The organism is Paenibacillus pinisoli (assembly GCF_003605435.1).
Lineage (GTDB): Bacteria > Bacillota > Bacilli > Paenibacillales > Paenibacillaceae > Pristimantibacillus > Pristimantibacillus pinisoli.
This window is the reverse complement of record NZ_QXQB01000002.1, coordinates 57,833-83,967: the sequence shown is the minus strand read 5'-3', so window position 1 is coordinate 83,967 and position 26,135 is coordinate 57,833. Positions and strand designations below refer to the sequence as shown.

The 26,135-nt window shown below is 52.3% G+C and carries 26 protein-coding genes; 19 read left to right on the top strand and 7 right to left on the bottom strand.

Going from position 1 to position 26,135, the window contains the following annotated elements:
• The first annotated feature begins 77 nt into the window (after positions 1-77).
• A complete protein-coding gene (locus D3P09_RS07845; RefSeq protein WP_120108748.1) occupies positions 78-752 on the top strand; it encodes a YheC/YheD family protein in 675 nt (224 codons plus the stop codon).
• Between the two features lie 260 nt (positions 753-1,012).
• Here the strand turns inward: D3P09_RS07845 and D3P09_RS07840 are convergent, their stop codons facing one another.
• Positions 1,013-1,615, bottom strand: coding sequence for a hypothetical protein (locus tag D3P09_RS07840; RefSeq protein WP_120108747.1), 603 nt, complete (start codon positions 1,613-1,615; stop codon positions 1,013-1,015).
• A gap of 615 nt (positions 1,616-2,230) precedes the next feature.
• Between D3P09_RS07840 and sda the strand changes: the two genes are divergently transcribed.
• Complete coding sequence (gene sda / locus D3P09_RS07835; RefSeq protein WP_120108746.1) at positions 2,231-2,374, top strand: sporulation histidine kinase inhibitor Sda; 144 nt, start codon at positions 2,231-2,233, stop codon at positions 2,372-2,374.
• Between the two features lie 95 nt (positions 2,375-2,469).
• On the opposite strand, the gene D3P09_RS27350 is transcribed toward sda, so the two are convergent.
• Both D3P09_RS27350 and D3P09_RS07830 read right to left on the bottom strand, forming a co-directional pair.
• Positions 2,470-2,712, bottom strand: a complete 243-nt coding sequence (locus D3P09_RS27350; RefSeq protein WP_133304981.1) for a hypothetical protein — start codon at positions 2,710-2,712, stop codon at positions 2,470-2,472.
• Between the two features lie 88 nt (positions 2,713-2,800).
• Positions 2,801-3,802, bottom strand: coding sequence for an NAD(P)/FAD-dependent oxidoreductase (locus D3P09_RS07830; RefSeq protein ID WP_120108745.1), 1,002 nt, complete (start codon positions 3,800-3,802; stop codon positions 2,801-2,803).
• Between the two features lie 426 nt (positions 3,803-4,228).
• Here D3P09_RS07830 and D3P09_RS07825 point away from each other — a divergent pair, with 426 nt between their 5' ends.
• A complete protein-coding gene (locus tag D3P09_RS07825) occupies positions 4,229-5,422 on the top strand; it encodes an NAD(P)/FAD-dependent oxidoreductase (protein WP_120110591.1) in 1,194 nt (397 codons plus the stop codon).
• On the top strand, positions 5,422-5,679 hold the full coding sequence (locus D3P09_RS07820; RefSeq protein WP_120108744.1) for a hypothetical protein: 258 nt from the start codon (positions 5,422-5,424) through the stop codon (positions 5,677-5,679). Before D3P09_RS07825 ends, D3P09_RS07820 begins: the two co-directional genes overlap by 1 nt.
• 759 nt (positions 5,680-6,438) lie before the next feature.
• Here D3P09_RS07820 and hemQ read toward each other — a convergent pair.
• On the bottom strand, positions 6,439-7,185 hold the full coding sequence (gene hemQ, locus D3P09_RS07815; protein WP_120108743.1) for a hydrogen peroxide-dependent heme synthase: 747 nt from the start codon (positions 7,183-7,185) through the stop codon (positions 6,439-6,441).
• A gap of 201 nt (positions 7,186-7,386) precedes the next feature.
• On the opposite strand from hemQ, the gene D3P09_RS07810 reads away from it, so the two are divergent.
• The 7 genes from D3P09_RS07810 (at position 7,387) to D3P09_RS07780 (ending at position 13,803) form a co-directional block, all read left to right on the top strand.
• Positions 7,387-7,698, top strand: coding sequence for a YuiB family protein (locus tag D3P09_RS07810; RefSeq protein WP_120108736.1), 312 nt, complete (start codon positions 7,387-7,389; stop codon positions 7,696-7,698).
• 106 nt (positions 7,699-7,804) lie between these two features.
• Positions 7,805-9,331 carry a replication initiation and membrane attachment family protein gene (locus D3P09_RS07805; protein ID WP_120108734.1) on the top strand — a complete coding sequence of 509 codons (1,527 nt, stop codon included), beginning with the start codon at positions 7,805-7,807 and terminating at the stop codon, positions 9,329-9,331.
• Positions 9,332-9,355: 24 nt separating this feature from the next.
• Positions 9,356-10,312, top strand: a complete 957-nt coding sequence (gene zapE, locus D3P09_RS07800) for an AFG1/ZapE family ATPase (RefSeq protein ID WP_120108732.1) — start codon at positions 9,356-9,358, stop codon at positions 10,310-10,312.
• Positions 10,313-10,586: 274 nt separating this feature from the next.
• Complete coding sequence (locus D3P09_RS07795) at positions 10,587-11,702, top strand: sulfate ABC transporter substrate-binding protein (RefSeq protein ID WP_120110588.1); 1,116 nt, start codon at positions 10,587-10,589, stop codon at positions 11,700-11,702.
• A 34-nt stretch (positions 11,703-11,736) separates the two neighbouring features.
• A complete protein-coding gene (gene cysT, locus D3P09_RS07790; RefSeq protein ID WP_120108730.1) occupies positions 11,737-12,570 on the top strand; it encodes a sulfate ABC transporter permease subunit CysT in 834 nt (277 codons plus the stop codon).
• Positions 12,571-12,625: 55 nt separating this feature from the next.
• A complete protein-coding gene (gene cysW / locus D3P09_RS07785) occupies positions 12,626-13,492 on the top strand; it encodes a sulfate ABC transporter permease subunit CysW (RefSeq protein WP_120108728.1) in 867 nt (288 codons plus the stop codon).
• 59 nt (positions 13,493-13,551) lie between these two features.
• Positions 13,552-13,803, top strand: coding sequence for a YezD family protein (locus tag D3P09_RS07780; RefSeq protein WP_120108726.1), 252 nt, complete (start codon positions 13,552-13,554; stop codon positions 13,801-13,803).
• A 70-nt stretch (positions 13,804-13,873) separates the two neighbouring features.
• Here the strand turns inward: D3P09_RS07780 and D3P09_RS07775 are convergent, their stop codons facing one another.
• Positions 13,874-14,020, bottom strand: coding sequence for a YqzM family protein (locus D3P09_RS07775; protein WP_120108724.1), 147 nt, complete (start codon positions 14,018-14,020; stop codon positions 13,874-13,876).
• A 194-nt stretch (positions 14,021-14,214) separates the two neighbouring features.
• On the opposite strand from D3P09_RS07775, the gene uvrC reads away from it, so the two are divergent.
• Positions 14,215-16,059, top strand: a complete 1,845-nt coding sequence (gene uvrC, locus D3P09_RS07770; RefSeq protein ID WP_243643971.1) for an excinuclease ABC subunit UvrC — start codon at positions 14,215-14,217, stop codon at positions 16,057-16,059.
• On the opposite strand, the gene D3P09_RS07765 is transcribed toward uvrC, so the two are convergent.
• Entirely contained in the window at positions 16,037-17,659 is a 1,623-nt protein-coding gene (locus D3P09_RS07765) for a CPBP family intramembrane glutamic endopeptidase (RefSeq protein WP_120108722.1), read from the bottom strand. The two genes, uvrC and D3P09_RS07765, sit on opposite strands and share 23 nt — an antisense overlap.
• 155 nt (positions 17,660-17,814) lie before the next feature.
• Positions 17,815-18,702, bottom strand: a complete 888-nt coding sequence (locus tag D3P09_RS07760; protein ID WP_120108720.1) for a LysR family transcriptional regulator — start codon at positions 18,700-18,702, stop codon at positions 17,815-17,817.
• Between the two features lie 204 nt (positions 18,703-18,906).
• Here D3P09_RS07760 and D3P09_RS07755 point away from each other — a divergent pair, with 204 nt between their 5' ends.
• The 7 genes from D3P09_RS07755 to D3P09_RS07725 all read left to right on the top strand — a co-directional run bounded on the left by D3P09_RS07755 (position 18,907) and on the right by D3P09_RS07725 (position 26,104).
• Positions 18,907-19,578, top strand: a complete 672-nt coding sequence (locus tag D3P09_RS07755; RefSeq protein ID WP_120108718.1) for a succinate dehydrogenase cytochrome b558 subunit — start codon at positions 18,907-18,909, stop codon at positions 19,576-19,578.
• A 25-nt stretch (positions 19,579-19,603) separates the two neighbouring features.
• Positions 19,604-21,361: a succinate dehydrogenase flavoprotein subunit gene (gene sdhA, locus D3P09_RS07750; protein WP_120108716.1), complete on the top strand. Its 1,758-nt coding sequence runs from the start codon at positions 19,604-19,606 to the stop codon at positions 21,359-21,361.
• 2 nt (positions 21,362-21,363) lie between these two features.
• The gene (gene sdhB, locus D3P09_RS07745; RefSeq protein WP_120108714.1) at positions 21,364-22,128 is read left to right on the top strand and encodes a succinate dehydrogenase iron-sulfur subunit; all 765 of its coding nucleotides are present in this window, start codon (positions 21,364-21,366) and stop codon (positions 22,126-22,128) included.
• 523 nt (positions 22,129-22,651) lie between these two features.
• Positions 22,652-23,020 carry a hypothetical protein gene (locus D3P09_RS07740; RefSeq protein WP_120108712.1) on the top strand — a complete coding sequence of 123 codons (369 nt, stop codon included), beginning with the start codon at positions 22,652-22,654 and terminating at the stop codon, positions 23,018-23,020.
• A gap of 373 nt (positions 23,021-23,393) precedes the next feature.
• The gene (locus tag D3P09_RS07735) at positions 23,394-24,779 is read left to right on the top strand and encodes a helix-turn-helix domain-containing protein (protein ID WP_120108710.1); all 1,386 of its coding nucleotides are present in this window, start codon (positions 23,394-23,396) and stop codon (positions 24,777-24,779) included.
• A 4-nt stretch (positions 24,780-24,783) separates the two neighbouring features.
• Positions 24,784-24,999, top strand: a complete 216-nt coding sequence (locus tag D3P09_RS07730) for a hypothetical protein (RefSeq protein WP_120108708.1) — start codon at positions 24,784-24,786, stop codon at positions 24,997-24,999.
• Between the two features lie 133 nt (positions 25,000-25,132).
• On the top strand, positions 25,133-26,104 hold the full coding sequence (locus tag D3P09_RS07725; RefSeq protein ID WP_120108706.1) for an ABC transporter substrate-binding protein: 972 nt from the start codon (positions 25,133-25,135) through the stop codon (positions 26,102-26,104).
• Positions 26,105-26,135: the final 31 nt, after the last annotated feature.

Below are 26,135 nucleotides of genomic sequence, written 5' to 3'. Positions count from 1 at the left end.
TACGACATTCATCCAAGAGGAAAAGCTGCTATTACCATATGATAGAGAGAAGGCGATAGGAAAGGAGATTGGTAGCATTGGCTAACCATTCGGGAAGACAGTTGGCCAGCAAGTGGGCCAAGACGGAAGCGCTTCTCTCTCATCCCGGGCTAGCGCCCCATATCCCGCCGACTAGGAAGTATTCTCCGCAGCAGCTTCAGCATATGCTGTACGTTCATGGGATGGTCGTGATTAAGCCGATTGTCGGCTCCGGCGGCAGCGGAGTCATTAAAGTGATGAGGACCGGCGACGGGGGCTACTCATTCACGCATCGGGATCGCACGCAAAGGTATGGGAGCTTTGACGCATTGGCAGGCGCGCTGCGCTCCAAAACAAGCAATCGGAACTATTTGATACAGAAGGGAATATCATTGGCAACGGTGAACGGAAAGCCTATCGATTACAGGGTCAAATACGTCAAGACGTTCGGCCGTTGGGAGTACCGGTCGCTCGTCGGGCGTATTGCGCGTCCCGGCTTGTTCGTCACAAACCTGAGCCAAGGCGGACGCATGGTGCTGGCAGGCGAGGGGATCAGATCCTCCCTTGGCGCATCCCATGTGAAAGCGAAGAAGGCTAAAATGCGGGAAATTACGGTGATGGCAACGAGAGTGCTGGAGCAGCGTTTTCCCGGCATCTCGCACTTAGGCTTCGACTACGGCATTGACCGCGGGGGCAAAATCTGGATCTTCGAGGTCAACACCCGTCCGCACTGATGCCAGCCACAACATGGATTTAACGAAGAAGAGGGCTGTTCCTCCAGTCATGCCTATATGACAGGGGACAGCCCTCTTTTCGGAATGGGCAAGTGTTGCTGTAGATCATCTGTATCTAGGTAGAGTTAAGTTTTCGAATATACAAATGATAACCTTCGCGTTTTGAGAGTACCTCGGAGTATGTAGGGTTATCCGTACCTCTATCTGACTGTTACACGCCAGACTGGGCTCATTACAGCAACCTTAAAACTAATTAATTTCTATCCTTTACACATCCAAGGATTGCCGTGAGTCCGCGCGCAGGGAGAGAGCTGCAAGTCGAGAAACTCGGCATAGAGCGTGGAAACCAGCTGTCGGGAGTGCAGCAAGCCGAGAAACTCGGCATAGAGCGTGGAAAGCAGCTGTCGGGAGTGCAGCAAGCCGAGAAACTCGGCATAGAGCGTGGAAACCAGCAGGCGGGAGTACAGTAAGCCGAGAAACTCGGCATAGAGCGTGGAAAGCAGCAGGCCGGAGTGCTGCAAGCCGAGAAACTCGGCATAGAGCGTGTAAACCAGCTGTCGGGAATGCAGCAAGCCGAGAAACTCGGCATAGAGCGTGGAAAGCAGCTGTCGGGAGTACAGCAAGCCGAGAAACTCGGCATAGAGCGTGGAAAGCAGCAGGCGGGGGTGCAGCAAGCCGAGAAACTCGGCATAGAGCGTGGAAACCAGCTGTCGGGAATGCAGCAAGCCGAGAAACTCGGCATAGAGCGTGGAAAGCAGCTGTCGGGAGTACAGCAAGCCGAGAAACTCGGCAAAGAGCGTGGAAAGCAGCAGGCGGGGGGACAGCAAGCCGAATAAGTCGGCTTGTAGATGCGAAACCGGCATATTTAGAGGAAACATGAGCAAGGCAGAGGTGCGCTCGAGACGAAAGCAGTCGAAAAAAGAGTGCGCTTTAGCGAAAAATCACTTTAACGTGCTAATGTTGCATAGTTAGCTGGGGAAGGCCGTCTAATCGGGGAGCCCATTGTCGAATATGCTCCTATAAGATGCGTGCACAGGCAAGCGGATAAGCGTGTAAACCTAGTAATATCAAGCATTCAGCAGCCATCTCTCAATCCGCCACAAAAGCTTCCATATCTACAAGTCACACGCCAAAAAGCAGCACTCAAAAAGCCGTACTGCAAACCCTACCATTTAATGACATTAAAATAATATGTTAATAGAGTAAAAAGAGCCTATTAAAGTTTTTTATAGTTTTGGAGGCTCCAACAGGCTGTGGATAACCCTATCCACATTATCCATAGTGAAAGTACTGGTAATTTCAGGTCTATGCACAGCCCATTCACAAGGTATCCACATGCTTATGTGTATAAGAGGGTCTGTTGTTTCGGTTCTAGGACGATGCTACACTAAAAACTGTAAATCCCACGTAGCAATTAAAACGTTTTAACTATACGATTTTGGTATAAAAAACTAGTAGAAAGCGAAGGAGGAGATACCATGGATACATTGTCTGACGAGCTTCTTGTAGACACGTATTACGCTGCGATTGAATACAAGCTGGACCCGGAGTTTATTCGGATGCTGGCTGCCGAGATGAAGCGTCGCGGCGTAGATCTGTCCTCGCACAAAAACACAGCGTAGCCCGTTAGGAATACGGCGGCGAGGCGGGTTCAACGTTCAAGCTGCAGATATTCCGGTTCAAATTTGCACATGAACCTGCTTGCAAGATCAAGAGATTATTCCCACTGCGTAATGATAGCCTCACTCGTCTGCTGACAGCTTGGGCAGTATACCGCATGGCAGCAGCCAGCCTCAGATTGCATCGATAACGCCGAGCTTACAGCTTGGGCATCAGCCGGCTCATAAGGCGCGTATGGTCCAGTCCAATCGGACAAGCGGCCGCAATCCGTTACCGTTCCACCACAGGAAAGACAAGGCACTTGCATATCTACGATTCCGTTGCATACGGGGCATAACATAAGGGTATCCTCCTTGGCGCAAGATTGGCGTACACTGCAATCCGCTTAACCAAGTATAGGATACCCTTTTGCTTTCTTTACATGCGATTTATAGCTTCATGTTGCTGCTGTGTCCCGGCGATAGCTTCGCGCTTGGATCGATGTAGACTTTGGCGTTGTTGATCGCCGTAGGCGCTTCGCCGAAGCCGACCGCAATCAGCTTCAGCTTGCCTGGATAAGTCGTAATGTCGCCGGCGGCGAAGATTCCCGGAATGTTCGTCTCCATTCGCGTATCCACGACAATGGAGCCGCCTTGAATCTCAATCCCCCACTCGGCAATGGGACCGAGGGAGGATACAAATCCGAAGTTAACGATAACATCATCTACTTCAAGCTTCTTCAATTCCTTCGATTTCACATCGCTAAGCGTTACTTCAGTAATGGCGTCCTCGCCATGCAGCTCCGTAATTTCCGTAGGCGTGATAATGTTCACAGAGGAATTCATCAAGTTCTCGACGCTGTGCTCATGCGCGCGGAACTTATCGCGGCGATGAATGAGTGTCACGCTCTTCGCGATCGGCTCCAGCATAAGCGACCAGTCCACGGCGGAATCTCCGCCTCCGCTTATGAGCACGTTCTTGTCCTGGAAGCGGCTAAGGTCGCTGACGAAATAATGAAGATTTTTGCCCTCGAAACGAGACGCTTCCGGAAGTTCAAGCCTGCGGGGCTCGAATGCGCCGACACCTGCTGTAATAATGACAGCCCTCGCATAATGCTTCGTCTTGTCGGTTGTTACCTCAAAAAGTCTCTCGTCCAGCTTGGCAACTCCGGTTACTTTCTCCTCCAGGCATATCTCAGGCTTGAAGAGGCCGATCTGCTCCTTCAAGCGGTCCACAAGCTCCTGAGCCGTCACCTTCGGGAATCCTGCAACATCATAAATATATTTCTCCGGATATAATGCGGCTAATTGCCCGCCAAGCTGAGGCATGCTCTCGATAATTTTCACCGAAGCTTGGCGCATCCCGCCATAGAATGCGGCGAACATGCCGGCCGGGCCGCCGCCGATGATCAAGATGTCTACGGTTTGTGCAGATGATTGGATATTTGCCATTCGTTAAGCACCTCCTGCGAAAAGTCCTTTATGTAACCCATTATAATGCTATGCTTGCGGAGATGGGAATCTTTTAATTGTGCAGGACTCTAAAGTTTTTCGTTAAAATTACCCTTGAAGTTTTTGTGAAAAGTCTGTAATATGTCTGATGTATATTAAAGTTATCCACCGTCCCGGAATATTGGCATAAGTTGTCGGATTTCGACGAATTGCGTTCGGATTCATGTGATAAATGTGCTTTTTCAAGCACAAACTTCAAAGGAGCATTATTTTTTGAATGAGTTTGTGTAATTTTTCACATTCTTTTGGGATGAATAAGTGTGGGGTACGGCCTAAACATGGTTTGTTAAGCGAACTCGCTTTATGCAAGCGGGGGATTTTTATATCGCCAATCAAAAGAAAATGAGGAATGGATGGGATTCTACGATGAGCAACATACCGAAAATTGTTATCCTTGGCGCAGGTTACGGCGGCGTGCTGACGGCGCTCCGTCTGCAGAAAGAACTGAATTACAACGAAGCGGACGTAACACTGGTGAACAAGCATGACTACCACTACATTACGACGCATCTTCATATGCCGGCTGCGGGTACGGACAACCCGGAGAACGCTCGCGTAAGCATCTCCAAGCTGATCGACGAATTCAAAATCGATTTCGTTAAATCGACTGTTGTTCAAATCCGTCCGCAAGACAAAAAAGTCATCCTCGAAGACGGCACATTGTCTTACGACTACCTGGTTATCGGCCTTGGCGGCGAGCCTGAGACATTCGGCATCCCTGGCCTGGCTGAGAATGCGATGAACATTCGCAGCATCAACTCCGTTCGCCTGATCCGCGAACATATCGAATATCAATTCGCACGCTACAAGCGCGAGCCGCATCGCACGGACTACCTGACGTTCATCGTTGGCGGCGCCGGCTTTACCGGCATCGAGTTCGTAGGCGAGCTTGCAGACCGCATTCCTGAGCTTTGCAAGCAGTTCGACGTAGATCCTTCCCTCGTGAAAATCTACAACATCGAAGCTGCTCCAACCGCTCTGCCTGGCTTCGATCCGGAGCTGGTGCAATACGGCATGGACGTGCTGCAAAAGAAAGGCGTTACTTTCCGCATCGGCACAGCTATCAAAGAGTGCACGCCTGAAGGCGTCGTAGTCGGCGAAGGCGAAGAAATCAAATCCGCTACGGTCATCTGGACTGGCGGCATCCGCGGCAACCGTCTGATCGAAGAAGCTGGCTTCGAGACTATGCGCGGCCGTGTGAAGGTTGACGAGTTCCTGCGTTGCCCTGGCAGCGAGAACATCTACATCGTGGGCGACAACTCCCTGATGTTCAACCCTGAAGGACGTCCATATCCGCCGACAGCGCAAATCGCGATGCAACAAGGCGTAGTATGCGCTCATAACCTGGTCGCTTCGATCCGCAACCAGCCGCTGAAGACTTTTGTATTCTCCAATAAGGGTACAGTCGCATCGCTTGGCAAAGGCGAAGCAATCGGTATCGCTTTCGGCAAGAAATACAAGGGCCGCGTAGCTGCTTGGCTGAAAAAAATGATCGATATCCGCTACCTGTTCATTATCGGCGGCATTCCGCTCGTATTGAAAAAAGGCAAGTTCTTGTAATGAGACACTGCAGCGTACAAGTCCGCGGTTTATTGACAAGAGATGAACTGGATCGTTACAACGCCTTGATGGAGGTTGGTTCCTATCTGGAGTCGCAAACCCGCTATGACCTTGCTTATACGGTGCAGAAGGAGATCGACCTGCTCATCCAGCCTGCGATCGAACGGCTGAAGGACAAAGGCCGCGAGCGCGACAGAGCGACGCAAGAATATCTGGAGTCCAAGCGCCTTGCGGCGGATTCGGACGACGAAGAATAGAATTAAAGGCTTTCACCGTGCTGCTTTGCCGGTGAGAGCCTTTTTTGTTGTATGGAAATTATGCAATATTAGAAGTTCGCTGAAAGGCGAGCTTTATGCAGCAAAAACCTGCTTAAAGTTGGCTGAAGCAGGTTCCTGAAGTTGGTTGAAGCAGGTTCCTGAAGTTGGCTGAAGCAGGTCCCTGAAGTTGGCTGAAGCTGGTCCCTGAAGTTGGTTGAAGCAGTCCCTGAAGTTGGGGAAGTTACTCTTTGAAATGTGTAAGGGAACTACGAGACTTTATTTGCCCGATTTTGTGCGATTATTAAACGGTAAAGGAACAGAGAGCCTTTATTTGCCCTAAATAAACTGAAATACGGATCGGATTGGGCCAATAAGGTATCCTAATTCCGTTAAAGTTATAAACTTAATAAAAATCGAAGCATAGAGTCTTCCAGTTCCGTTAGGAAGAAAGATCTGGTAGGAAGAAGGATCAGGATCGCACACTTGTGGTTTTCAATTACCCGCAGAGCAAGTTTGTACTATGCAACGGGCCAGCATGCCAATCAGTTATACGTGTTCGCGCAACGCGCAACAATCTCACTATCGCTTCTTTCGTTGAGGACTACCGCTGTTCGGCGCCGTGGGGCTGCAAGGGCTCGCTCCATGAGACCCCGTCTTTTTTAAGAGTGTGATTGATCCAAGCGCCATCACAAAAAAACAAGCCCGCTGCCAAGCAACGGACCTGCTACTATGTTAGCCTATTCGATTCAAAAGAGGTGCTTATACGGAGAGCAGCTTCTCGAACTTCTCGGCATCCAGGAAGTTGCCGACATAGAAATCGCCGAAGTCGCCGAATCGCGCGCTTACTTCGTCGAAACGCATCTCGTAGACCAGCTTCTTGAATTGAAGCGCGTCATCCGCGAACAGCGTCACGCCCCACTCCCAGTTGTCGAATCCAACGGAACCGGTAATGATTTGCTTCACCTTGCCCGCATATTTGCGGCCGATCATGCCATGGCTGCGCATCATCGCCTTGCGGTCGTCCATGCTCAGCATGTACCAGTTGTCGTTGCCGGAGCGGCGTTTGTTCATTGGGTAGAAGCAAATATGCTTCCATTTCGGCAGAATCGGCTTCAGTCTTGCGACTACTTCCGGATTCTCCATCGGGTCAGAGCCAGGCTGTCCCATGTAGTTGCTCAGCTCTACGATGCTGACATAGGAATGCACCGGATAGGTAAAGCTGGCGAACGTCGTCTTGTTGAACGCGGTCTCGATTTCATTCAGTTCCTCCAGCGTCTCGCGCAGATGCATGAAGACGAAGTCGGCTTTCTGTCCGACAATAGAGTATACGGCTGTGCTGCCTAGCTTCTCCTCTTCAACGGCAGACCACTGCCCGAGGAATGTATGCAGCTCGTCCAGCGCGCGCTTGCGCTCGCCCTCGTCGGCCAGTCGCCAAGCGGTCCAGTCGATGCTGCGAAAATCATGAAGGGCGTACCAGCCCTCTAACGTTTGTGCGGCTTCACTCATAGGGAAAAACTCCTTTCAGCTCCTTAATTAAGCTTCTATATATTGTATCGTAACGCGCGCGGAATGAGCAAATGACGGACTTGTGACATTTGGCTTGCATTGATTGACTTCGGATGCCGCTTTCATTAAACTATTAACGTCAAGGATTATGTGCAGATTGTGCGCATAACGTAAGCGGAGAGCTTGAAAGGAGCTATTGGAATGCCAGACATAGTCATAATGATCGTCCAAGCCGCGGTGGCGACGGTTCTGTTCTTCGTCATGATGTTCGGAATCGGGTTTATTCTGAACATGCTGCTGAAGACGACATGGTTTCCGATGATCTTGTTCGCAATTGTCCTGATCGGACTGCTCATATGGTCGCCATGGGATGCAGAGTCCAACCCGTCGCTGGATAACATAGGTACATATACGGCGATCTACTACTTGCCGATTATCGGCGCCATGATCGGGGCGTATGTAAGCGGCTGGGCCATCAATGCGCTGCGCAAAGGCGGCTATAAAATGTTTTAATCTCAAAATCCCTCGTACGGGGGATTTTTCTATTTGTCCGATTCGCCAAACTTGTCCCTTTGTATGCTAGAATAGTAGAGATAAAGATCAGGATGGAGTCGGTGCGATGCGCATCAATCATATTATGCAGTTTACGGAACATCACCGTTATTACATATTTCGGGATTTCTCGTTAAGCAGTCTTCATTATAAAATGTTGTCGTTAATCTATCAGCCCATGATCGGCGCGTTCGCCATCTCCATGTACCAGCAATTGTACCACGGCATTGCCGAAGACCGCTGCGGCTACTCCTCGCTGGAGCCCCACCGCAAGCTGTTCCTGGGGCTTGGACTTGAGATGAATGAGAAGAGCCGCCGCTATGTTATCGATCAGGCGTCGAAGCTTGAAGCGGTCGGGCTGCTCTCGACATCGCGGCTTGGCGTGCCCGAGCAAGCCGATGTGGTCTATGAATATGAGCTGATTCAGCCGTTGTCGCCTGCCGAATTTTTCACCAATATGCATCTGTCCATGCTGCTGCGCGATAAGGTGGGCAAGTATGCCGTTATCGCGCTCAGAGAAGCATTCGGCTCCAGCGAGCCGGATGAGCTGGCGCAAGCGCAGCTGGAGAAAGAAAATATATCCGTGCCGTTCTATGAACTGTTCAAGCTGAATCCGCAATCCTTCGATACGGAGCTGGAGCAGGCGCTGAACGAAGTTGCGCCGACGCGGCAATCCCAGGCGCGTACAGAGCTGGCTTCCGCAGGCATCCCTTACGGGGAGCTTATTATCCGATTCCCGCGCAATTCGGTCAACCGCGCTTATGTGGAACGTCTGAGGCAGGATACGGAAGGTCTCGCGCAGATCAACTATGTGGCATACAAGTACAACTTGTCGATCGTCAATCTATGCCGCTTGCTGGATGAAGACGGCGTCTTCACCGAAAGCGGCGAAGTGAATATGGAAGAGCTGCAGATGAGGGCCAATCAGCTCTACAGGCAGGACAAGAAGCGGGAAGGCGAGCGGCAGCGCACGCTGTCGCATACGGCTCTCCATACTGGCGGTTCTGCATCGGAAGATGCCGATGAGCCGGATGAGGAGTTCGAGGTGCGGGAGCAAGATTATCTGCCTGTGCCGAATCAATTAATGGACCGCTGCGATATCCAGCAGTACAACATGCTGATGCGCAACGAGCCGCATACCCGTTTCCTGAAGCGGTATTTCCCTGGAGCGGTCCCGGATTGGGTCGATCAGATCTTCGAGCGCATCGATCTCAATTACCGGCTTGCGCCTCCGGTTATTAACGTACTCATCCATTATGTGCTGGGCGAAAGCGACTCCGCGCGCGTCACTAAGACATTCATCGATGCGGTGGCCTCCAATATGCTTATGAAGGGTATCGATACCTTCGAGAAGGCGGTGGGCTATGTGCGGGAGCAGGGGCAGATGGAGCAGCAGAAAGAGCGCCGAAAGGAGCCGGGCGGCGGTTACGAGCGCGGCGCAAGAAGCGGGACGCGCGGGGGCAATTCCCGCGGCGGCACATCCCGCAAGCCGTCCATTCCGATCGTCTCGGAAGGCAGCCCTGCAGGGTCTGTATCCGCTGATGAGCTGGAGGAGCTGCGCCGCCTGGCGCGGAAGCTGGACGGGCAATCCTAATAATTATAACGAGGGGTGAGAGTGATGGAATCGCTAGGCGAATTGTTGAAGTCATGGCCGGGAGGAAGATCCCTGTCGGAGGAAGCAGAACGCAAGCTAAAGGAACTGATGCGAGACCCCCTCGTCATCAAGCTGCGGGAGAAATATCCCGATGTCGATGAAGATGCGATCCGGCTGAATTTGAACCGGGTCTATCAATATGTGAGCGAGTACCGCAATTGCACGAATTGCCCGGGGCTTGATCTATGTCCGAATGACTACGAGGGCCATTATACGCTGCTTTCATCGGAGACGATGAACGGCTACACCCAGCTCATCGACCGGAAGGTATCTTGCAAGAAGTTTCTTGCGAGACAGAATGAAGAGGTCATCCGAAGCCGGATTCGCAGCTTCTATGTCGATGATGCTGCGCTTCGCCGCGGGTATTCGTCGGATGAAATTCTGACGAACGATATAGAGCGGGCGAAGGCGGTAGGCCAAGTTCTCCGTTATATCGACCGGACAAGGGAACAAGGCCTTGGTTATGAAGGCCTATATTTGGCCGGCCGCTTCGGCACGGGCAAGACCTTCCTGATGTGCTATTTGCTTCAGGAGCTGGCGAAAGCGGGGCATTCCGGCGTCATTGTCTATATGCCTGACTTCGTCGAGGATCTGAAGGCGCTTATGCATGAACCCGTCAAGCTGAAGGAAACGGTCGAATTGATGAAGTCGACCGACCTGCTTATCTTCGATGATATCGGCGCAGAGAACCTCAATCCGTGGGTGCGCGACCATGTGCTGGGCGCCATCCTGAATTACCGAATGGAGCGCAAGCCGACCTTCTATACGTCCAATTATGATTTGGAAGCGCTGGAGCGCCATTTCAGCTTTACGAGCAAGGATGGCGACGAGCTGCACAAGGGGCAGCGGATTATGGACCGCATCCGCCCTTATGTCGAGACCGTTCTTGTTACGGGAGAAAATAAGCGCGGACGGAAGTAGATCATTATTGCCAGCACTCATCCCAATATGTACAACGCTGCAGTCTTCGCCCCGAATAGGGCGGAGACTTTCTTTTTTTTCTGGAAGGAAAAGTTATATAACGAAATCTTATCGAACTCTTCAAAAATTCGAAATTTGTGTTGACAGAGGTGGGGATCGCTGGTAATATGCTTTCATAACCAACTAATCGGGTAGGAATAATGTTTGATGACCGGACGAACCGGAGTTGACGAGGCCCTATCTCATCCAATGAACAATGAGGGGTGCAAGAATGATGAAGAAGAAAACTTCGGTTCGTATTCAAGCCATTATTTTATTTGTCGTATTCGCGTTAACGCTTGCTGCTTGCGGCGGCGACAAAGGAACAGTCAACAATGGGGGAAATAAAGAGAACGCATCATCGCCATCGCCTTCGGCTTCCCAGCCGGCGGAAGACAAGAAAGAGCCGCTTCCACCTGTGAAATTGCTGAACGTATCCTATGACCCGACTCGTGAACTGTACGTGGAATTTAACAAAGCATTCGCCGACTACTGGCTGGCGGAGAAAAATCAGAAGGTCGAAATCGACCAGTCCCATGGCGGCTCCGGCAAGCAGGCAAGAGCGGTCATCGACGGCCTCAAGGCCGATGTGGTGACGCTGGCGCTTGGCTACGATATTGACGCACTGACGGAAACAAACCTGCTGGACAAAGAATGGCAGAAGCAATATGAGCTGAACAGCTCGCCCTATACATCAACAATCGTGTTCCTCGTTCGCAAAGGCAATCCGAAAGGCATTCAAGACTGGAACGACCTGCTGAAGGACGGAGTGGAAGTCATTACGCCGAATCCGAAGACATCGGGAGGCGCTCGCTGGAATTACCTGGCGGCGTGGGGCTACGCTTTGAAGCAGAATAACAATGACGAAGCAGCTGCCAAGCAATTCGTTACGGATCTGTTCAAGCATGTGCCGGTTCTCGACACTGGCGCACGAGGCTCTACAACGACGTTCGTAGAGCGCGGCATCGGCGACGTGTTGCTGGCATGGGAGAACGAAGCGTATCTGTCCATCAATGAGCTGGGCCCGGACAAATTCGATATCGTATACCCGTCGCTCAGCATCCTGGCTGAGCCTCCTGTAGCGATCGTCGACAAAACAGTTGACGAGCGCGGCACAAGAGAAGTCGCCGAAGCGTATCTGCAATACCTATATTCCGATGAGGGCCAGCGCATCGCGGGCAAACACTACTACCGTCCTACGAACGAGACGGTCGCGGCGGAATACAAGGATCAGTTCCCTAGCCTGGAGCTCCTGACGATCGACGGAGATTTCGGCGGATGGACAGAAGCACAGACCAAGCATTTCTCCGATGGCGGAGTATTCGATCAGATTTACACGCCAGGCTCGTAATGAACAATATAGGAGAGAGCGGAGCTGACTTCACATGAAAGGTTCCAAAAATCGCAGGGTACTGCCAGGGTTTGGATTGTCGCTCGGTTTCACTTTGTTTTACATTAGCTTGATTGTCCTAATCCCGCTTGCGGGCATATTCTTCAAAACATTCGAGCTCACTTGGGCCGAGTTCTGGAGCGCGGTGACGAATCCAAGGGTTCTGGCATCGTACCGGATCAGCTTCAGTACGGCCCTCTGGGCCGGAATCATCAACGCCGTATTCGGCTTGCTGGTCGCATGGGTGCTCGTGCGCTACCGCTTCCCGGGCAAGAAGATTATCGACAGCTTGGTCGATATTCCGTTCGCGCTGCCTACAGCGGTAGCGGGCATCGCCCTTACGACGATCTATTCCAAGACGGGCTGGATCGGCTCCTTGCTTGATCCGCTGGGCATCAAGATCGCGTATACGCAAGCCGGCATTACGATTGCGCTTATCTTCATTGGATTGCCGTTTGTCGTCCGAACGGTGCAGCCCGTACTCCAAGACCTGGATAAAGAGACAGAAGATGCGGCTGCTACGCTTGGATCGCACCGGCTCCGAACGTTCCGCAAGGTGATTCTGCCGGAGTTGATGCCGGCCTTGCTGACCGGGTTCGCCCTGGCTTTTGCCAGAGGGATCGGCGAATACGGCTCCGTCGTATTCATCTCCGGCAACATGCCTTTGAAGACCGAAATCGCCCCGCTGCTCATTATGACCAAGCTGGAGCAATACGATTATGCAGGCGCGACAGCGATCGCTGCCGTCATGCTGATCATATCGTTTATCCTGCTGCTGATCATTAATTTGCTGCAATGGCATATGCAGAGAAGGGCCGTCGCGAAGTGAGGCGCGGCGCGCATCTCCATAGCGGACGATTCGAGACTCAAAGGAGGGATGAAAAGTGGCTGGAGCAATTACGGTATATACGTCAAAAGAGGACGTCAAGCGTCCGAAGCATAATACCGAGCATCGTGCGGTACAATGGCTGCTGATCGGCCTAGCGCTTTTATTTATCGGGCTGGTCGTCGTGCTGCCGCTCGTATCCGTATTCGTTGAAGCGTTCCGCAAGGGCGCAGATATGTATATTAAGGCTCTGATCGAGCCCGATGCCTTGTCCGCCCTGAAGCTTACGCTGATCATAGCGCTGATCGCCATACCTGTTAACACCATATTCGGCGTCGCGGCCGCTTGGGCCATTAGCAAATTCAGCTTCAAGGGCAAAAACTTTCTGATCACGCTGATCGATCTGCCGTTTGCGGTATCCCCGGTTATTGCCGGTCTCGTATACATCTTGTTATTCGGCGCTCAAGGCTATTTCGGTCCATGGCTCGGGGAGCAGGGCATTCAGATCGTATTCGCTCTGCCGGGCATTGTGCTTGCAACGATATTCGTCACCGTGCCGTTTGTGGCAAGAGAATTGATTCCGCTTATGCAGGCGCAAGGCGTGCAGGAGGAGGAGGCCGCCGCAAGCCTAGGGGCGAGAGGCTGGTCGATCTTCTGGAAGGTGACCCTTCCTAATATCAAATGGGGACTTCTGTACGGCATCATACTCAGCAATGCGCGGGCCATGGGCGAGTTCGGGGCCGTATCCGTCGTATCCGGCCATATCCGCGGCCAGACGAACACGCTGCCGCTGCATGTCGAGATTTTGTACAATGAATATCAGTTTTCCGCTGCATTCGCAGTAGCTTCTCTGTTGGTGATGCTGGCTGTGCTGACGCTGATCGTGAAGGCGATCGTCGAATGGAAGTCGTCATCAAGTCATTGAATGCGGCATAATCTAATGTTACAATTCCGACTTAATTTATCAAATTGGAGGGGATTCAAATGGCAAAACCGTTGGAAGTGGATGATGTGTGGCAAGAAAGAATTTTGGATCAAGTGAGCGGATTGCAGTACGGGCAAGTCATCATTACCGTCCACGATGGCCGGATCGTGCAGATCGACCGCACGGAGAGAACGCGTTACGATAATCCGGGTCAGAAGCAAGCGCCTGCTGAAGCCTCCAAGCCTTCGGGGAGCGCGCGCGCCAAGACTAGCGCTGCCGCAGACGGAGAATCGCTGAGAGCCGCTCAATAGATTAGATTGCATCATAAGAAAAGCTCCGCACAAGAAGTGCGGAGCTTTTCTGTGTTCCCCCTCTTATGTACTAAGAGATGACGAATTTCACGATAACGGCTACCGCGAATACAACGGTCATGAAACCAAGCATGCCGCCAAAGCCCAATACGACATCCATCAAATCGTGGCGAGGCTCTTCGTTATAGTGCTCGCGAGGGTCTCTTACATTCTCCATTGTTGACGTCCTCCTTATAAGTCTGCCGGGCAATCTGTGAGTCGCAGGCAATTGCCTTAAGACCTAGCTCTCATTAGTATACCCAAAGTTTCGAACAAATGTAAAGAAGAAGCGGTGACAAATGTAAGGCAAATCCCGGTCCGAATATGCTAAAATTGAGAGTAGGCCGTATTCGAGTCGGAGGAGAGCTAAGCATGACGAATCAAGGGGAATTTATAAGCATGGAAGCAGCCAAGGAAGCGATTCGGAACAAGCTGGCGCTGCTGCCGGACAAACCCGGCTGCTACCTGATGAAGAATCGCGACGGAGTCATTATATACGTTGGGAAGGCGAAGGTGCTGAAGAACCGCGTCCGCTCCTACTTTATCGGAAGTCATAACGGCAAGACGCAGCGGCTTGTATCCGAGATTGTCGACTTCGAATTTATCGTCACCGGAAGCAACATGGAGGCGCTTATTCTGGAGTGCAATCTGATCAAGCAGCATCATCCGCGCTACAACGTTCTGCTTAAGGACGACAAGACTTTTCCGTATATCAAAATAACGAACGAAGCGCATCCAAGGCTTGAGGTTACGCGCCGAATCGTCAAGGACAAAGGCAAGTACTTCGGGCCGTATCCGAACGCATTCGCCGCTCAGCAGACGAAGAAGCTGCTCGACCGCTTGTATCCGCTGCGCAAATGCAAGACGCTGCCGGACAAGGTATGCCTGTATTATCACTTGGGCCAATGCGTGGCGCCATGCGAATACAAGGTGGAGCCGTCCGCCTATGAAGAGATGATCAGCGAAATTACGAAGTTTCTGAATGGCGGCGAGGATGTGGTCAAGGCTGAGCTGGAGCGGAAGATGCATGCTGCCGCGGAGGCGCTGGAGTTCGAGAGGGCGAAGGAGTTCCGCGATCAGCTGGTGGCGATCGACGCGGTGATGGAGAAGCAGAAGATTACGATGTCCGACGCCATGGACCGCGATATATTCGGCTATGCGGTCGACAAGGGCTGGATGAGCGTGCAAATCCTCTATATGCGCAAAGGCAAGATGATTGAGCGCCACGGCACGACCTTCCCCTATTATGGCGAGGAGTATGACGACTTCATGACGTTCGTCACGCAATATTACAGCGACAATCCGGCGCTGCCGAAGCAGATTCTGCTGCCTCATCCGCCGGAGCAAGACGCAGAGCGCGAGGACGAGATTATAACCTCGCTGCATGACTGGCTGAAAGTGAAGGTATTGATGCCGCAGCGCGGGAAGAAAAGCGAGGTCGTCAATATGGCGCTCGACAACGCCCGCGTCATTCTGGAGGAGAAGTTTCGGCTGATCGAGCGCGATGAGGAGCGCAGCGTGAAGGCTTCGCAATCGCTCGCGGAGTGGCTCGGCATGGAGCAGGTGCGCCGCATCGAGGCGTTTGACAACTCCAATATCCAGGGCACGAACCCGGTATCCGCGATGGTCGTCTTCACCGACGGCAAGCCGGATCGGAAGGAATACCGGAAGTACAAGGTGAAGACGGTTGTTGGCGCGGATGATTACGAGACCATGCGCGAGGTGATTCGCAGAAGATATGAACGAGTGCTGAAGGACGGATTGACGCAGCCCGACCTCATTGTCGTCGACGGCGGCAAGGGGCAGATTGCGGCGGCGCTCGATGTGCTGGAGAATGAGCTAGGGCTATATATTCCGGTATGCGGCTTGGTGAAGGATGCCAAGCATAAGACGGCGCAGCTCATGACTGGCGATCCGGCGGAGATTGTTCCGCTGCCGCGCGACAGCCAGGAATTCTATCTGCTGCAGCGGATTCAGGACGAGGTTCACCGCTTTGCCATTACGTTCCACCGCGAGCAGCGCGCCAAGTCGATGGTGGAATCCAGATTGGATTCGATCCCGGGTATCGGAGAGAAGCGAAGGAAGGCGCTGCTCAAGCACTTCGGCTCGCTCAAAAAAATAAGAGAGGCCTCAGTCGAAGACTTCAGGCCCCTCTCGATCGGCGATAAGCTCGCCGGAGAAATTATTGCTGCTCTTAAGGATGAATCGTCGACCTAGTCGGCGGATTCGTCCTTTTTCTATTGCTCCAAGCTCTCATGACGAGAGCGATGAAGAACGGCAGCGCGATAAAGAATATCGCGGACGCAATATTGAGCGTGCCGCCGGCGAAAATCATGGAGCTGCCGACCGCGACGGAGTTGAAGATGGCATGCGTGAACATGGCTGTAATGAATCCGTAACGGACAAAGATAAAGCTGAAGATCAGACCGATGACGATCAGCTCGAACAGCCTTGTCGTCGACGGGTAAAACGGATACATCACATGACCGAGCGCCCAGACGATGGTCGGGATAATCGCGGCTGCAAATGTATTGCGGAACCATCTGCGGAACAGTCCGATGCCGAAGAAGCGGTAGACGGCTTCCTCGGAGATCGCCGCGGCCCACGCCAGAACCGGCATCAGCCACAGATATTTCATATTGTACGGCGACATCGTGACGTCCGTGGCTCCCCAGGTGCCGATAAGCTTGCCAAGCACAAAGAAGATGACAGGCTGCAGTCCGAGCATAATGAGCGCGAACAGGTAGGAGAGTCCCATGCTGCGCCACACATAGTCGCCATAGCCCGGTTCTTTCATTCTCGGCCATAGCGACCGCCCTTGAGCCTTCCATAAGCCGTCGCCCGCCACAAGCGAAAAGTAGACGGATACGGCCATGGCAACGGACAAGACAATCGTCGTGATGGCGACGCTGATCACCATGAAGTTATCCAGCCGCACCTCGCCTTGCGACGCGATCATCCCGTCCATGACGCCCAGATTCACAATGATGTAGGCAATGAAGAAAATGACGGTCAGGATGATGCCGTAAGTAAACGATGTATGCTTGCGGTACAGGGCGGCGTAGATGATCGCGAGTATGCCCAGCACAAAGCTCATAAATGCGTAGCCGATGCCCGTAAGCCAGCCCGCCAGCGTATCCTGCTCCTTCACATAGCTCTTATAGGTATCCGGCACATCAAAGGAAGGCTTGTATTGGCTCAGCAAGAGCTTGCCGTCCAGCGACACAGCCTTCGTGGCAATCGTCAGATTGGCGCCTTCTACAGCGTAACCTTCAACGCGCTGCTGAAGCTCGCCGTTCCGTCCCGACGTTGCGCTGGTTATGTCTTGCCCCTGAAGGATGCCGTCTCCATACAGGAAGTCGTTCGTCAGCTCCAGCGTCTCCTGCTGGGATGCCAGGGTTCCGCCGACGATCAGGTTCCAGCCGACAATTTGTTCATTATACATATGTACGTAGACGAAGCCGTATCCTTGACCGTCCGCAAAATCGACGTTGACCTGGAACGTATCTACAGGAAACTTGGCATCATATTTGTTCTCGAACTGCTCGGTTTTCTTTTCTTTGGCGAGATAGCCCGCCAGCAGCTTATCCGATTGATGGACGGCATGCGTCTTCGCGACGGTCAGTCCCGTCTGTTTTGCGGCGAAAGCGCCTGCCCTTTCTTCCGCAACGGTCTTCGGAATGGCCTTGCCTCCGTATTCATGCTTGTTGACCGCAATGATCGCCGGAACAATCTCCATAAAAATGAAGACAATCGTACATATAATGGCGGCGACGCTTAGTAAAGTCCAATCTTTTGACTTGATCGTTTGATTCATGATTCACCTCTGGATTCAAGTATGGTATGGTCTTACACTACCTTATCACAATGCTGTCTAAATTATCCATTCGACTGACTGTATAATATGTAGTAACGAATGTGCAGACGAACGGTTTCAATGGATTTAGCGGGCAGAAGATGGCAATAACTATATCAGTTGAACTTCGCTGTAATTTCGTTGATGCATTGCCGGACGGAAGGGCTGAGCGCCGCAGGGTCCAGATGGATGAGCGAAGTCGTCCGCTTGGCCTCCGCGAGCTCCTTGATCGGTACGACGATCAGATCGTTATCCTCCAGCAGCTGCTCGCGCATATAGGACTTTGGCAGCAGCGTGCCGGCCCGGCATGTATGCAGCAAGCGCAGGATCGCTTCGAAGGAATCGATCTCCATGCGGACGTCCGGCGAGATCCGGTACGTATCGAACAGCTCATCGGTCATGATGCGGTACCAGGTGCCCTTGGAGAACAGAATCATCGGCAGGCCGTTCAAGTCGGCAATGTGCAGCATGCCTTTTTCCGTGACGACATGGCTGCGCGGCAGCACAAGCAGCAGATGGTCATCGAAGAGAGGAACGCAGCGCAGCGCGGCATCATCAATTCCGGAGGCCACAATGCCGATATCTACTTTATGCTCCCTTACATAGGAGACGATCTCATGCGTCTTGCCTGTGACCGCCTTGATATCGAATTCGGGATGGGTGGATGTCAGCATCTGAATCAGATCCGGCAGCGTCGTCTGCAGCGTGGTGAGGCTTGCGCCAATCGTCAGCGAAGAGCGCCCGGTCGCCGTAAATTCGGAGACGGTCTGCAGGTACTGGCGGTGCAGCTGCCTTAGTTCAATCGCGTAGTCATAGGTCAATTGACCGATCCGCGTCAGCTCCAGCCGCTTGCCCACGCGCCTGAACAGCTCCACGCCAATGTCATCCTCCAGCTTCGCAATCTTGCGGGACAAGGCGGGCTGAGACAGGTTAAGCAGTGCGGATGCTTTGTTCATACTGGACTGTTCGACGATAACCGTGAAGACATGAAGCTCCTCATACATAGTGGAATAAGCTCCTTATATCATTTTGTTATAAGAAATTATAAAAAATATGCAATTCCATTATAAGCTGAAAAGGAGTAGGATGGAAGTGTGGCAAATATGTGTCGACATTTGTTGACGGGGGTACATGCTAGCGTTACAATGTAGGATGGTTTGTTTTACTTATGGAATGGGCAATTCACAGTCTTGAAAGGAGAAGGAAAAATGAAAGGAAATTCGTATTTCTCGCGCAAGCTGCACTCGCTTCTGGGGATTATCCCGCTGGGCGGGTTCATTGTTGTGCACGGGCTCACGAACTACCAGGCGTTCGAACGGGGACCTGAGGGCTTCGACAAAGGCGTGCATCTGATCAACAGCTTGCCGCTGCTGCCGCTGCTTGAAATCTTCGGCATCTACCTCCCGCTATTGTTTCACGGTATTTACGGCTTATACGTCGCATACCAGTCGAACTCCAATACGGGCCGTTTCCAATATGGACGCAACTGGGCGTTCACGGCTCAACGGATTACAGGCGTGATCACGTTTGTATTCGTTTTCTGGCATGTGTACCAGACGCGTCTGCAGGTGTACATGGGCAATATCACGCATGAGGAGCTTGGCTCCACGATGCATACGATCGCAAGCAGCCCTGTTATGTTCGTCCTGTATGTCATCGGCGTTCTGGCTGCAGTATTCCACTTCAGCAACGGCCTGTGGGCATTCCTGATCAGCTGGGGCATTACGGTCGGCCCTAAAGCGCAACGTATCTCTTCTTATATTTGCATGGGCGTATTCGTCATCGTATCGGCCCTGTTCATTCTTTCTCTGGTGGCGTTCAGCGGCGACCAGTTCAAGGAAGCTGCAAGCGTCGCGTTGACTACGGCGAATATCGGATAGTTTTGAAGACAAGGAGCGAAGCGTAATGGCAAAAAATAAAATTATCGTCGTCGGCGGCGGCCTGGCCGGCCTTATGGCGACAATCAAAGCAGCGGAAGCGGGCGTTCATGTCGACCTGTTCTCCCTTGTGCCGGTCAAGCGTTCCCACTCCGTGTGCGCGCAAGGCGGCATCAACGGCGCTGTTAATACAAAAGGCGAAGGCGACTCTCCATGGGAGCACTTTGACGATACTGTCTATGGCGGCGACTTCCTGGCGAACCAGCCTCCAGTCAAAGCGATGTGCGAAGCGGCTCCAGGCATCATCCACTTGATGGACCGCATGGGCGTTATGTTCAGCCGTACATCGGAAGGACTTCTGGACTTCCGCCGCTTCGGCGGCACCAAGCATCACCGTACCGCATTCGCGGGCGCTACAACGGGCCAGCAGCTTCTGTACGCATTGGACGAGCAAGTCCGCCGCTGGGAAGCAGCAGGTCTGGTTAACAAATTCGAGCACTGGGAGTTCCTTGGCGCAGTGATGGACGACGACGGCGTATGCCGCGGCGTATCGGCTCAAGACCTTCGCTCGATGGAAGTTCATACGGTTCGCGCAGATGCGGTTATTCTGGCATCCGGCGGTCCTGGCATTATTTTCGGCAAAACAACAAACTCCGTCATCAATACAGGCACTGCAGCAAGCGCTGTATACCAGCAAGGCGTTAAGTACGCCAACGGCGAGTTCATCCAGATTCACCCGACAGCGATTCCGGGCGACGACAAGCTTCGTCTCATGTCCGAATCCGCGCGCGGCGAAGGCGGACGCATCTGGACTTACAAGGACGGCAAGCCTTGGTACTTCCTTGAGGAGAAATATCCGGCGTACGGCAACCTCGTACCGCGCGATATCGCAACTCGCGAAATCTTCTCCGTCTGCGTAGACCAGAAGCTCGGCATCAACGGCGAGAACATGGTTTACCTCGATCTGTCCCATAAGGATCCGAAGGAGCTGGACGTTAAGCTCGGCGGCATTATCGAGATCTACGAGAAATTCATGGGCGACGATCCGCGGAAAATTCCGATGAAGATCTTCCCTGCGGTTCACTACTCGATGGGCGGCATGTGGGTTGACTACAACCAAATGACGAACATCCCCGGCCTCTTCGCTGCCGGCGAATGCGAGTATCAATACCACGGCGCGAACCGCCTTGGCGCAAACTCCCTGCTGTCCGCTATCTACGGCGGCATGGTAGCTGGACCGAAAGCGGTAGAGTATATCAAAGGCCTGAAGAAATCGGCTGAAGATGTATCCTCCTCCGTATTCGACCGCGCGACGAAGTCGCATACCGACAAATACAACAGCATTCAGGCTATGGACGGCACTGAGAATGCTTATGTCATCCATAAAGAGCTTGGCGAGTGGATGACGAACAACATGACAGTCGTTCGCTTCAACGACAAGCTGGAAGCTACAATCGGCAAGATCAAGGAACTGAAGCAGCGTTACCGCAACATCAACATCAACGATACAGCGAAGTGGAACAACGCAGGCGTTGCCTTCACCCGCCAATTGTGGAACATGCTTGAGCTGTCCGAGGCGATGACGCTGGGCGCCCTGATGCGTAATGAAAGCCGCGGCGCGCACTACAAGCCGGACTTCCCAGAGCGCGACGACGATCAGTTCATGAAGTCGACGATTGCCGACTGGACGCCGGATGGACCAAAAATCTCTTACGAGGACATCGACGTCAGCCTGATTGCTCCGCGTAAGCGCGATTACTCCACTGATAAGAAGAAAGGAGAATAATCATGGCTCAAACGACTGTCGCATCGAAAACCGTTAAGTTTATCATCTCTCGCCAGGATACGCCTGAATCCAAGCCGTATACGGAAGAGTTCGAGCTGCCATACCGCCCGAACATGAACGTCATCAGCGGCCTGATGGAAATTCAGCGTAACCCTGTTACGTCGAGCGGCTCCAAGACTTCGCCGGTATGCTGGGAATCCAACTGTCTGGAAGAAGTATGCGGCGCATGCTCCATGGTCATTAACGGCAAGCCCCGCCAGGCGTGCAGCGCGCTGGTCGACCAGCTGGAACAGCCGATCCGCCTTGAGCCGATGCGTACGTTCCCTGTAGTCCGCGACCTTGTTATCAACCGTGAGCGCATGTTCAACGCTTTGAAGAAAGTGAAAGCGTGGATTCCGATCGACGGCACATACGATCTGGGCCCTGGCCCGCGTATGGCTGAGACAAAGCGCCAATGGGCATACGAGCTGTCCAAGTGCATGACTTGCGGCGTCTGCCTGGAGTCCTGCCCGAACGTCAACGACCGCAACAGCTTTATCGGCCCGGCTGCGATCTCCCAGGTTCGCCTGTTCAACGCTCACCCGACGGGCGAGATGAACAAGGAAGAGCGTCTGGATGCGCTTATGACCGACGGCGGCATCGAAGGCTGCGGCAACTCGCAGAACTGCGTGCGCTCCTGTCCGAAGGGCATTCCGCTTACGACTTCCATTGCGGCGATGAACAAGGATACTACGAAGCACCTGTTCAAGAAATGGCTTGGCATGTAATTTAATTAGCTCTATGCGATTACAATCGCACGGGGATGAGGAGCTCTCAAGCGCAAGCCGCTTGGGGGCTTTTTTTTATGATAAATGTGCTGTTATTGATACTGATAATTATTATCAATCATAATCAAAACAGGGGCTTTCTGTCAACCATCCATTCTTTGAACTGCTCTCCATTAGGCAGTAAAATATTATTTCAATTAGGACTCATGAAGATGAAATGTTCGTAGAAATGAACTAGAAATGATTGTCAATGAATGGGACAGGTGATACAATACCATTAAAATTGTACCGCGTTCATCCTTCTGACTTGCTCCTTACGCCTCATTCTTCCTTACTGCTTCTCAATTTCATTCTTACCATCTTATCATCTTACCCATATGTTTTGACGATAGCTTGGATTAAGCCTGCCTAATTCTGTTGAGGGGGTGGTTCATGGACGAGCCATTGCTTACATCACAGCATCCTGGACTTAGCATACGTTATACTTTTATTCGCTATTAATACACTTTGAGGAGGAAATAAGATGAATATTAGAAAATTGAGCCTTGGACTTATGGTTTTGGTTATGCTTTTGACATTCGCTACTAGCGCTTCCGCAAGCACGACCCGTACAGAGACAGGAGCGGTATATCATTCGGGCGGCAATCTTGCCTTGGAATATACAGCTTATGACTCGCATATTTCCGGATGGATGTATGCCTCTGTATATCGCGTTACAGCTTCCGGCGATGTGTTTGTTGGTTACGGCAGCGTAGAGGGCGGATATCCTTATGATAATGGAATGCGGACAGGCACTGTATATCTGGGCAACCAGCCTGCAGGCACTTATAAATATGTCATTACACTGCCAAGCAATTGGATGGGACCATCCGTTGTATGGCGCGGCTATTAATTGATATTGCATGGCCTTATAGGCTTTAATTATTAAGTTTTGCATGCATCTGCCTTGCAAGTTAGGCTAGGTTGGCTTGATTTAAGTCATGTCATGGATCGCTCCGTTCTCCGTTGGAGAGGAGCGGTCTTTTTTTCTCTAAATATGATAATAATTATCATTTTCAAACACATCTGCTACAGTCATGAACAAGGATGCGGCGGGATCGGCAGGGAATGGGCAGACGTGATCTTAAGCGGCCGCAGAAGTATGTTTCCATCGCTTGCAATGGATTTTTTATAATAAAGCTTCAAAAAAAGTATATTGATATTGATAATCTTTATCACTATAATGATAGTCGTATGATTGAGTTTTATGGGAGGCATGTCATGACATGGATGCATCCATCTTTACATTAAAGTCGGCAAGCCGGCTTCAAGTGCAGCGGCAGGCTTCAACGCTGCAAGTAGAATTTCCGTCCTTCATTGCAGCGGAAGGCGGAGTGAAGGTCAGACTGGGCAGACGAACAGTGACGCTGCAGAACGGGGCTATGATGCTTCTGAGGCCGTGGCAGCAGGTTAAGCTTCAAGCCAGCGGCGCATCGAATGCCAGGATTCATCATATCGCCTTCGAGTCTTACCGGCTGATGGAGGAGAGCGGCAACCGCTTGCTCTATCATGCCGATTGGTCAATCCTGCCGGAGAGCGGCTGGGTGTCGCCTAATTTGTCGCAGCGGGCATATTCGCTGCTTCGACAATTGACAGAGGAAGCGGCAGCGGGCAAGTACAGCGGACGGAATAAGCGGTATATGCTGGAGGAGCTGCTCGATTTCGTATTCTCCGGCGACGGCGGCGGCAAGGAAGACAATCATTACGACAAGCTGATTGATGAATCGATCGCGTATGTTCATGAGCATTATGACCAGCCGATTGCCCGGGCTCAGCTTGCAGGGATGGCCGGCTTCAATGAATCCTACTTCTCCACGCTCTTCCGCAAGCGAACAGGCTGGGGATTCTCTGAATATGTGAACCGCCTTCGGATTGGCAAAGCCAAGGAGCGGCTGCTTGCGTCTGATCAGACGCTGCATGAGATTGCGCTTGGCGTCGGGTACAAGAGCGGCTTGTATTTGAGCCGGAAGTTCAAAGCTGTAACCGGCATGACGCCAGGGCAGTTCCGCTGCCAGCCCAAGCCGCGGCGCATCGCGGCCTTCCAGTTTGTCGGCCATCTCTTGGCGCTAGGCGTGCAGCCGACAGCGACGGACGCCATTATCCTGCACCACTCGCTGCTGCTCAAGGACGAGCTGAGAGACGTCCATATCGTAAGCGAGCAGCATAGCGCAGATGAGCTCAAGTCGCTTGGCGTGGATCTGATCCTTGCGCCTACCTACTTCTATTATACGCCGGACAAAATGAAGCGGCTGGAGGAGATGGCGCCTGTCGTCACCCTGGATTGGGCTAAGCTGGACCCGCTCGAGGAGGTCAGGCTGCTGGGCAGGCTGTTGGGCAAGGAAGGCGCAGCGGAGCAATGGATTCAGCGTTACTTGGCCAAGGTTAGGTATGCCAGGCTGCGGCTCGCCGAACATATCAAGCCGAATGAGACGGTTGCCTTATATGAAATAAGAGAGCAGTGTAATCGGGATCTGGAATCGCAGGCTTCGAGGAGCCTACAATCTGTACGATATGCTGGACCTGCCCCCGCCGGAGCGGATACAGGAAGAAGTACTGCTGCCCGACAAGCCGATTTATATATCGGATGCCCAGCTCCCGGAGTATGCGGCTGATCATATGTTTGTCGTCATATGCGACAGCCCGGATTATGAAGAAGAGCTTAACCGCAAGCTTCGGGAGGATGAGATATGGCGCAGCTTGCCCGCCGCAAAGCATAACCGCATCTACCCGCTCAGGCTGGAGGAATGCTGGAGCTGTGAGGGGCTGTCGCTGGAGAGACAGCTGGAGAAGCAAGTGGAGCTTCTGTTGTCGGGACATAGAATCCAACATTAAGGCATAACAAAGAGGCAACTTCTTGAAATAGACTGCCAGTTCTACTACTGCTATGATTAGGACCGTAACCGATAATGATTCTCATTATTGGTGATGTGATCACATCGAGTCCATTTCAGAGGGGTAGAGAAATATGCAGAAGGCAAAACGATATGTTGGATTTATCAGTTTGTTCACGGCACTTAATATCATTTTAAGCGCTTGCGGAAGCGGGGGAAGCACAGCGCCGTCTAATGGGAGCGACAATGAGTCTTCTGAGTCCAGTCCGGCGACGCGTATTGTAAAAACCGTAAATGGCGATCTTGAAATTCCCGCTGAGCCGAAGCGTGTAGTTGCGCAAGGTTACATGGCTACATTATTGGCGCTTGGCGTCAAGCCGGTAGGCGCGCCGTTCTGGGATATTGAAAGCCCGCATGTGCAAGGGCTGGTAGACGGGATTGAAGACATCGGCACAATTGACAGCAGCAGCATCGAGAAGATCTTGTCGCTGCAGCCGGATTTGATCGTGACGCTTAGCAATGATAAGCAGATTTATGAGCAGCTATCCAAGATAGCGCCAACCGTGGTGTATACCTACGATACGTTCAAGGACGCGCGGGATGAAATTCGCGAATTCGGGAAGCTGCTTGGCAAGGAAGAAGAAGCGGAGGCTTGGGTTGCTGACTTCAATGAGACGGTAAAGGCTGCCAAAGCGCAAATTGAAGGCATTATCGGCAAGGATGAGACCGTGACGGTAATGGGCGGCTTCGATAAAGGGCTGTACATTTATGCTTCGGGGGTATGGCGGGGAGTTCAAGCGGTCTATTCCCATCTGGAGCTGACGCCGCCGCCGCGGGTGCAGGAGATGATCGAGGCTGGCAAAGATCTGGAGAAGGTATCGTTCGAGCTCGTTCCGGAATTTGCAGGGGACTACATATTCCTGGATTCTCCGCAGGAAGGGCTGCTCGATCGGGAAGGGTCTGTCTGGAATACGCTGGATGCGGTGAAGCAGAACCGGGTGTTCGACCTGGATGGCGACTATTTCTGGCCCTATGATCCAATTGCAATTAAGGCCCAGGTGCAGAAGGTGGCCGATATGCTGCAGGAATGGAAGAAGCTGAAATAATTTCGCTGCCTCGTCTATGGGATACCGACAG

Excerpts from the sequence above, each read along its gene's own strand:
- D3P09_RS07740 (WP_120108712.1), top strand. The coding sequence starts at position 22,652 with ATGAATATTAGAAAATTGAGCCTTGGACTTATGGTTTTGGTTATGCTT.
- D3P09_RS07735 (WP_120108710.1), top strand. The coding sequence starts at position 23,394 with ATGGATGCATCCATCTTTACATTAAAGTCGGCAAGCCGGCTTCAAGTG.
- D3P09_RS07775 (WP_120108724.1), bottom strand. The coding sequence starts at position 14,020 with ATGGAGAATGTAAGAGACCCTCGCGAGCACTATAACGAAGAGCCTCGC.
- D3P09_RS07820 (WP_120108744.1), top strand. The coding sequence starts at position 5,422 with ATGAGACACTGCAGCGTACAAGTCCGCGGTTTATTGACAAGAGATGAA.
- sda (WP_120108746.1), top strand. The coding sequence starts at position 2,231 with ATGGATACATTGTCTGACGAGCTTCTTGTAGACACGTATTACGCTGCG.
- D3P09_RS07730 (WP_120108708.1), top strand. The coding sequence starts at position 24,784 with ATGTTTGTCGTCATATGCGACAGCCCGGATTATGAAGAAGAGCTTAAC.
- D3P09_RS07780 (WP_120108726.1), top strand. The coding sequence starts at position 13,552 with ATGGCAAAACCGTTGGAAGTGGATGATGTGTGGCAAGAAAGAATTTTG.
- D3P09_RS07725 (WP_120108706.1), top strand. The coding sequence starts at position 25,133 with ATGCAGAAGGCAAAACGATATGTTGGATTTATCAGTTTGTTCACGGCA.
- D3P09_RS07805 (WP_120108734.1), top strand. The coding sequence starts at position 7,805 with ATGCGCATCAATCATATTATGCAGTTTACGGAACATCACCGTTATTAC.
- D3P09_RS07795 (WP_120110588.1), top strand. The coding sequence starts at position 10,587 with ATGAAGAAGAAAACTTCGGTTCGTATTCAAGCCATTATTTTATTTGTC.
- D3P09_RS07760 (WP_120108720.1), bottom strand. The coding sequence starts at position 18,702 with ATGTATGAGGAGCTTCATGTCTTCACGGTTATCGTCGAACAGTCCAGT.
- sdhB (WP_120108714.1), top strand. The coding sequence starts at position 21,364 with ATGGCTCAAACGACTGTCGCATCGAAAACCGTTAAGTTTATCATCTCT.
- D3P09_RS07765 (WP_120108722.1), bottom strand. The coding sequence starts at position 17,659 with ATGAATCAAACGATCAAGTCAAAAGATTGGACTTTACTAAGCGTCGCC.
- D3P09_RS07755 (WP_120108718.1), top strand. The coding sequence starts at position 18,907 with ATGAAAGGAAATTCGTATTTCTCGCGCAAGCTGCACTCGCTTCTGGGG.
- D3P09_RS07830 (WP_120108745.1), bottom strand. The coding sequence starts at position 3,802 with ATGGCAAATATCCAATCATCTGCACAAACCGTAGACATCTTGATCATC.
- cysT (WP_120108730.1), top strand. The coding sequence starts at position 11,737 with ATGAAAGGTTCCAAAAATCGCAGGGTACTGCCAGGGTTTGGATTGTCG.
- hemQ (WP_120108743.1), bottom strand. The coding sequence starts at position 7,185 with ATGAGTGAAGCCGCACAAACGTTAGAGGGCTGGTACGCCCTTCATGAT.
- zapE (WP_120108732.1), top strand. The coding sequence starts at position 9,356 with ATGGAATCGCTAGGCGAATTGTTGAAGTCATGGCCGGGAGGAAGATCC.
- D3P09_RS27350 (WP_133304981.1), bottom strand. The coding sequence starts at position 2,712 with ATGTTATGCCCCGTATGCAACGGAATCGTAGATATGCAAGTGCCTTGT.
- D3P09_RS07810 (WP_120108736.1), top strand. The coding sequence starts at position 7,387 with ATGCCAGACATAGTCATAATGATCGTCCAAGCCGCGGTGGCGACGGTT.
- uvrC (WP_243643971.1), top strand. The coding sequence starts at position 14,215 with ATGACGAATCAAGGGGAATTTATAAGCATGGAAGCAGCCAAGGAAGCG.
- sdhA (WP_120108716.1), top strand. The coding sequence starts at position 19,604 with ATGGCAAAAAATAAAATTATCGTCGTCGGCGGCGGCCTGGCCGGCCTT.
- D3P09_RS07840 (WP_120108747.1), bottom strand. The coding sequence starts at position 1,615 with ATGCCGGTTTCGCATCTACAAGCCGACTTATTCGGCTTGCTGTCCCCC.
- D3P09_RS07825 (WP_120110591.1), top strand. The coding sequence starts at position 4,229 with ATGAGCAACATACCGAAAATTGTTATCCTTGGCGCAGGTTACGGCGGC.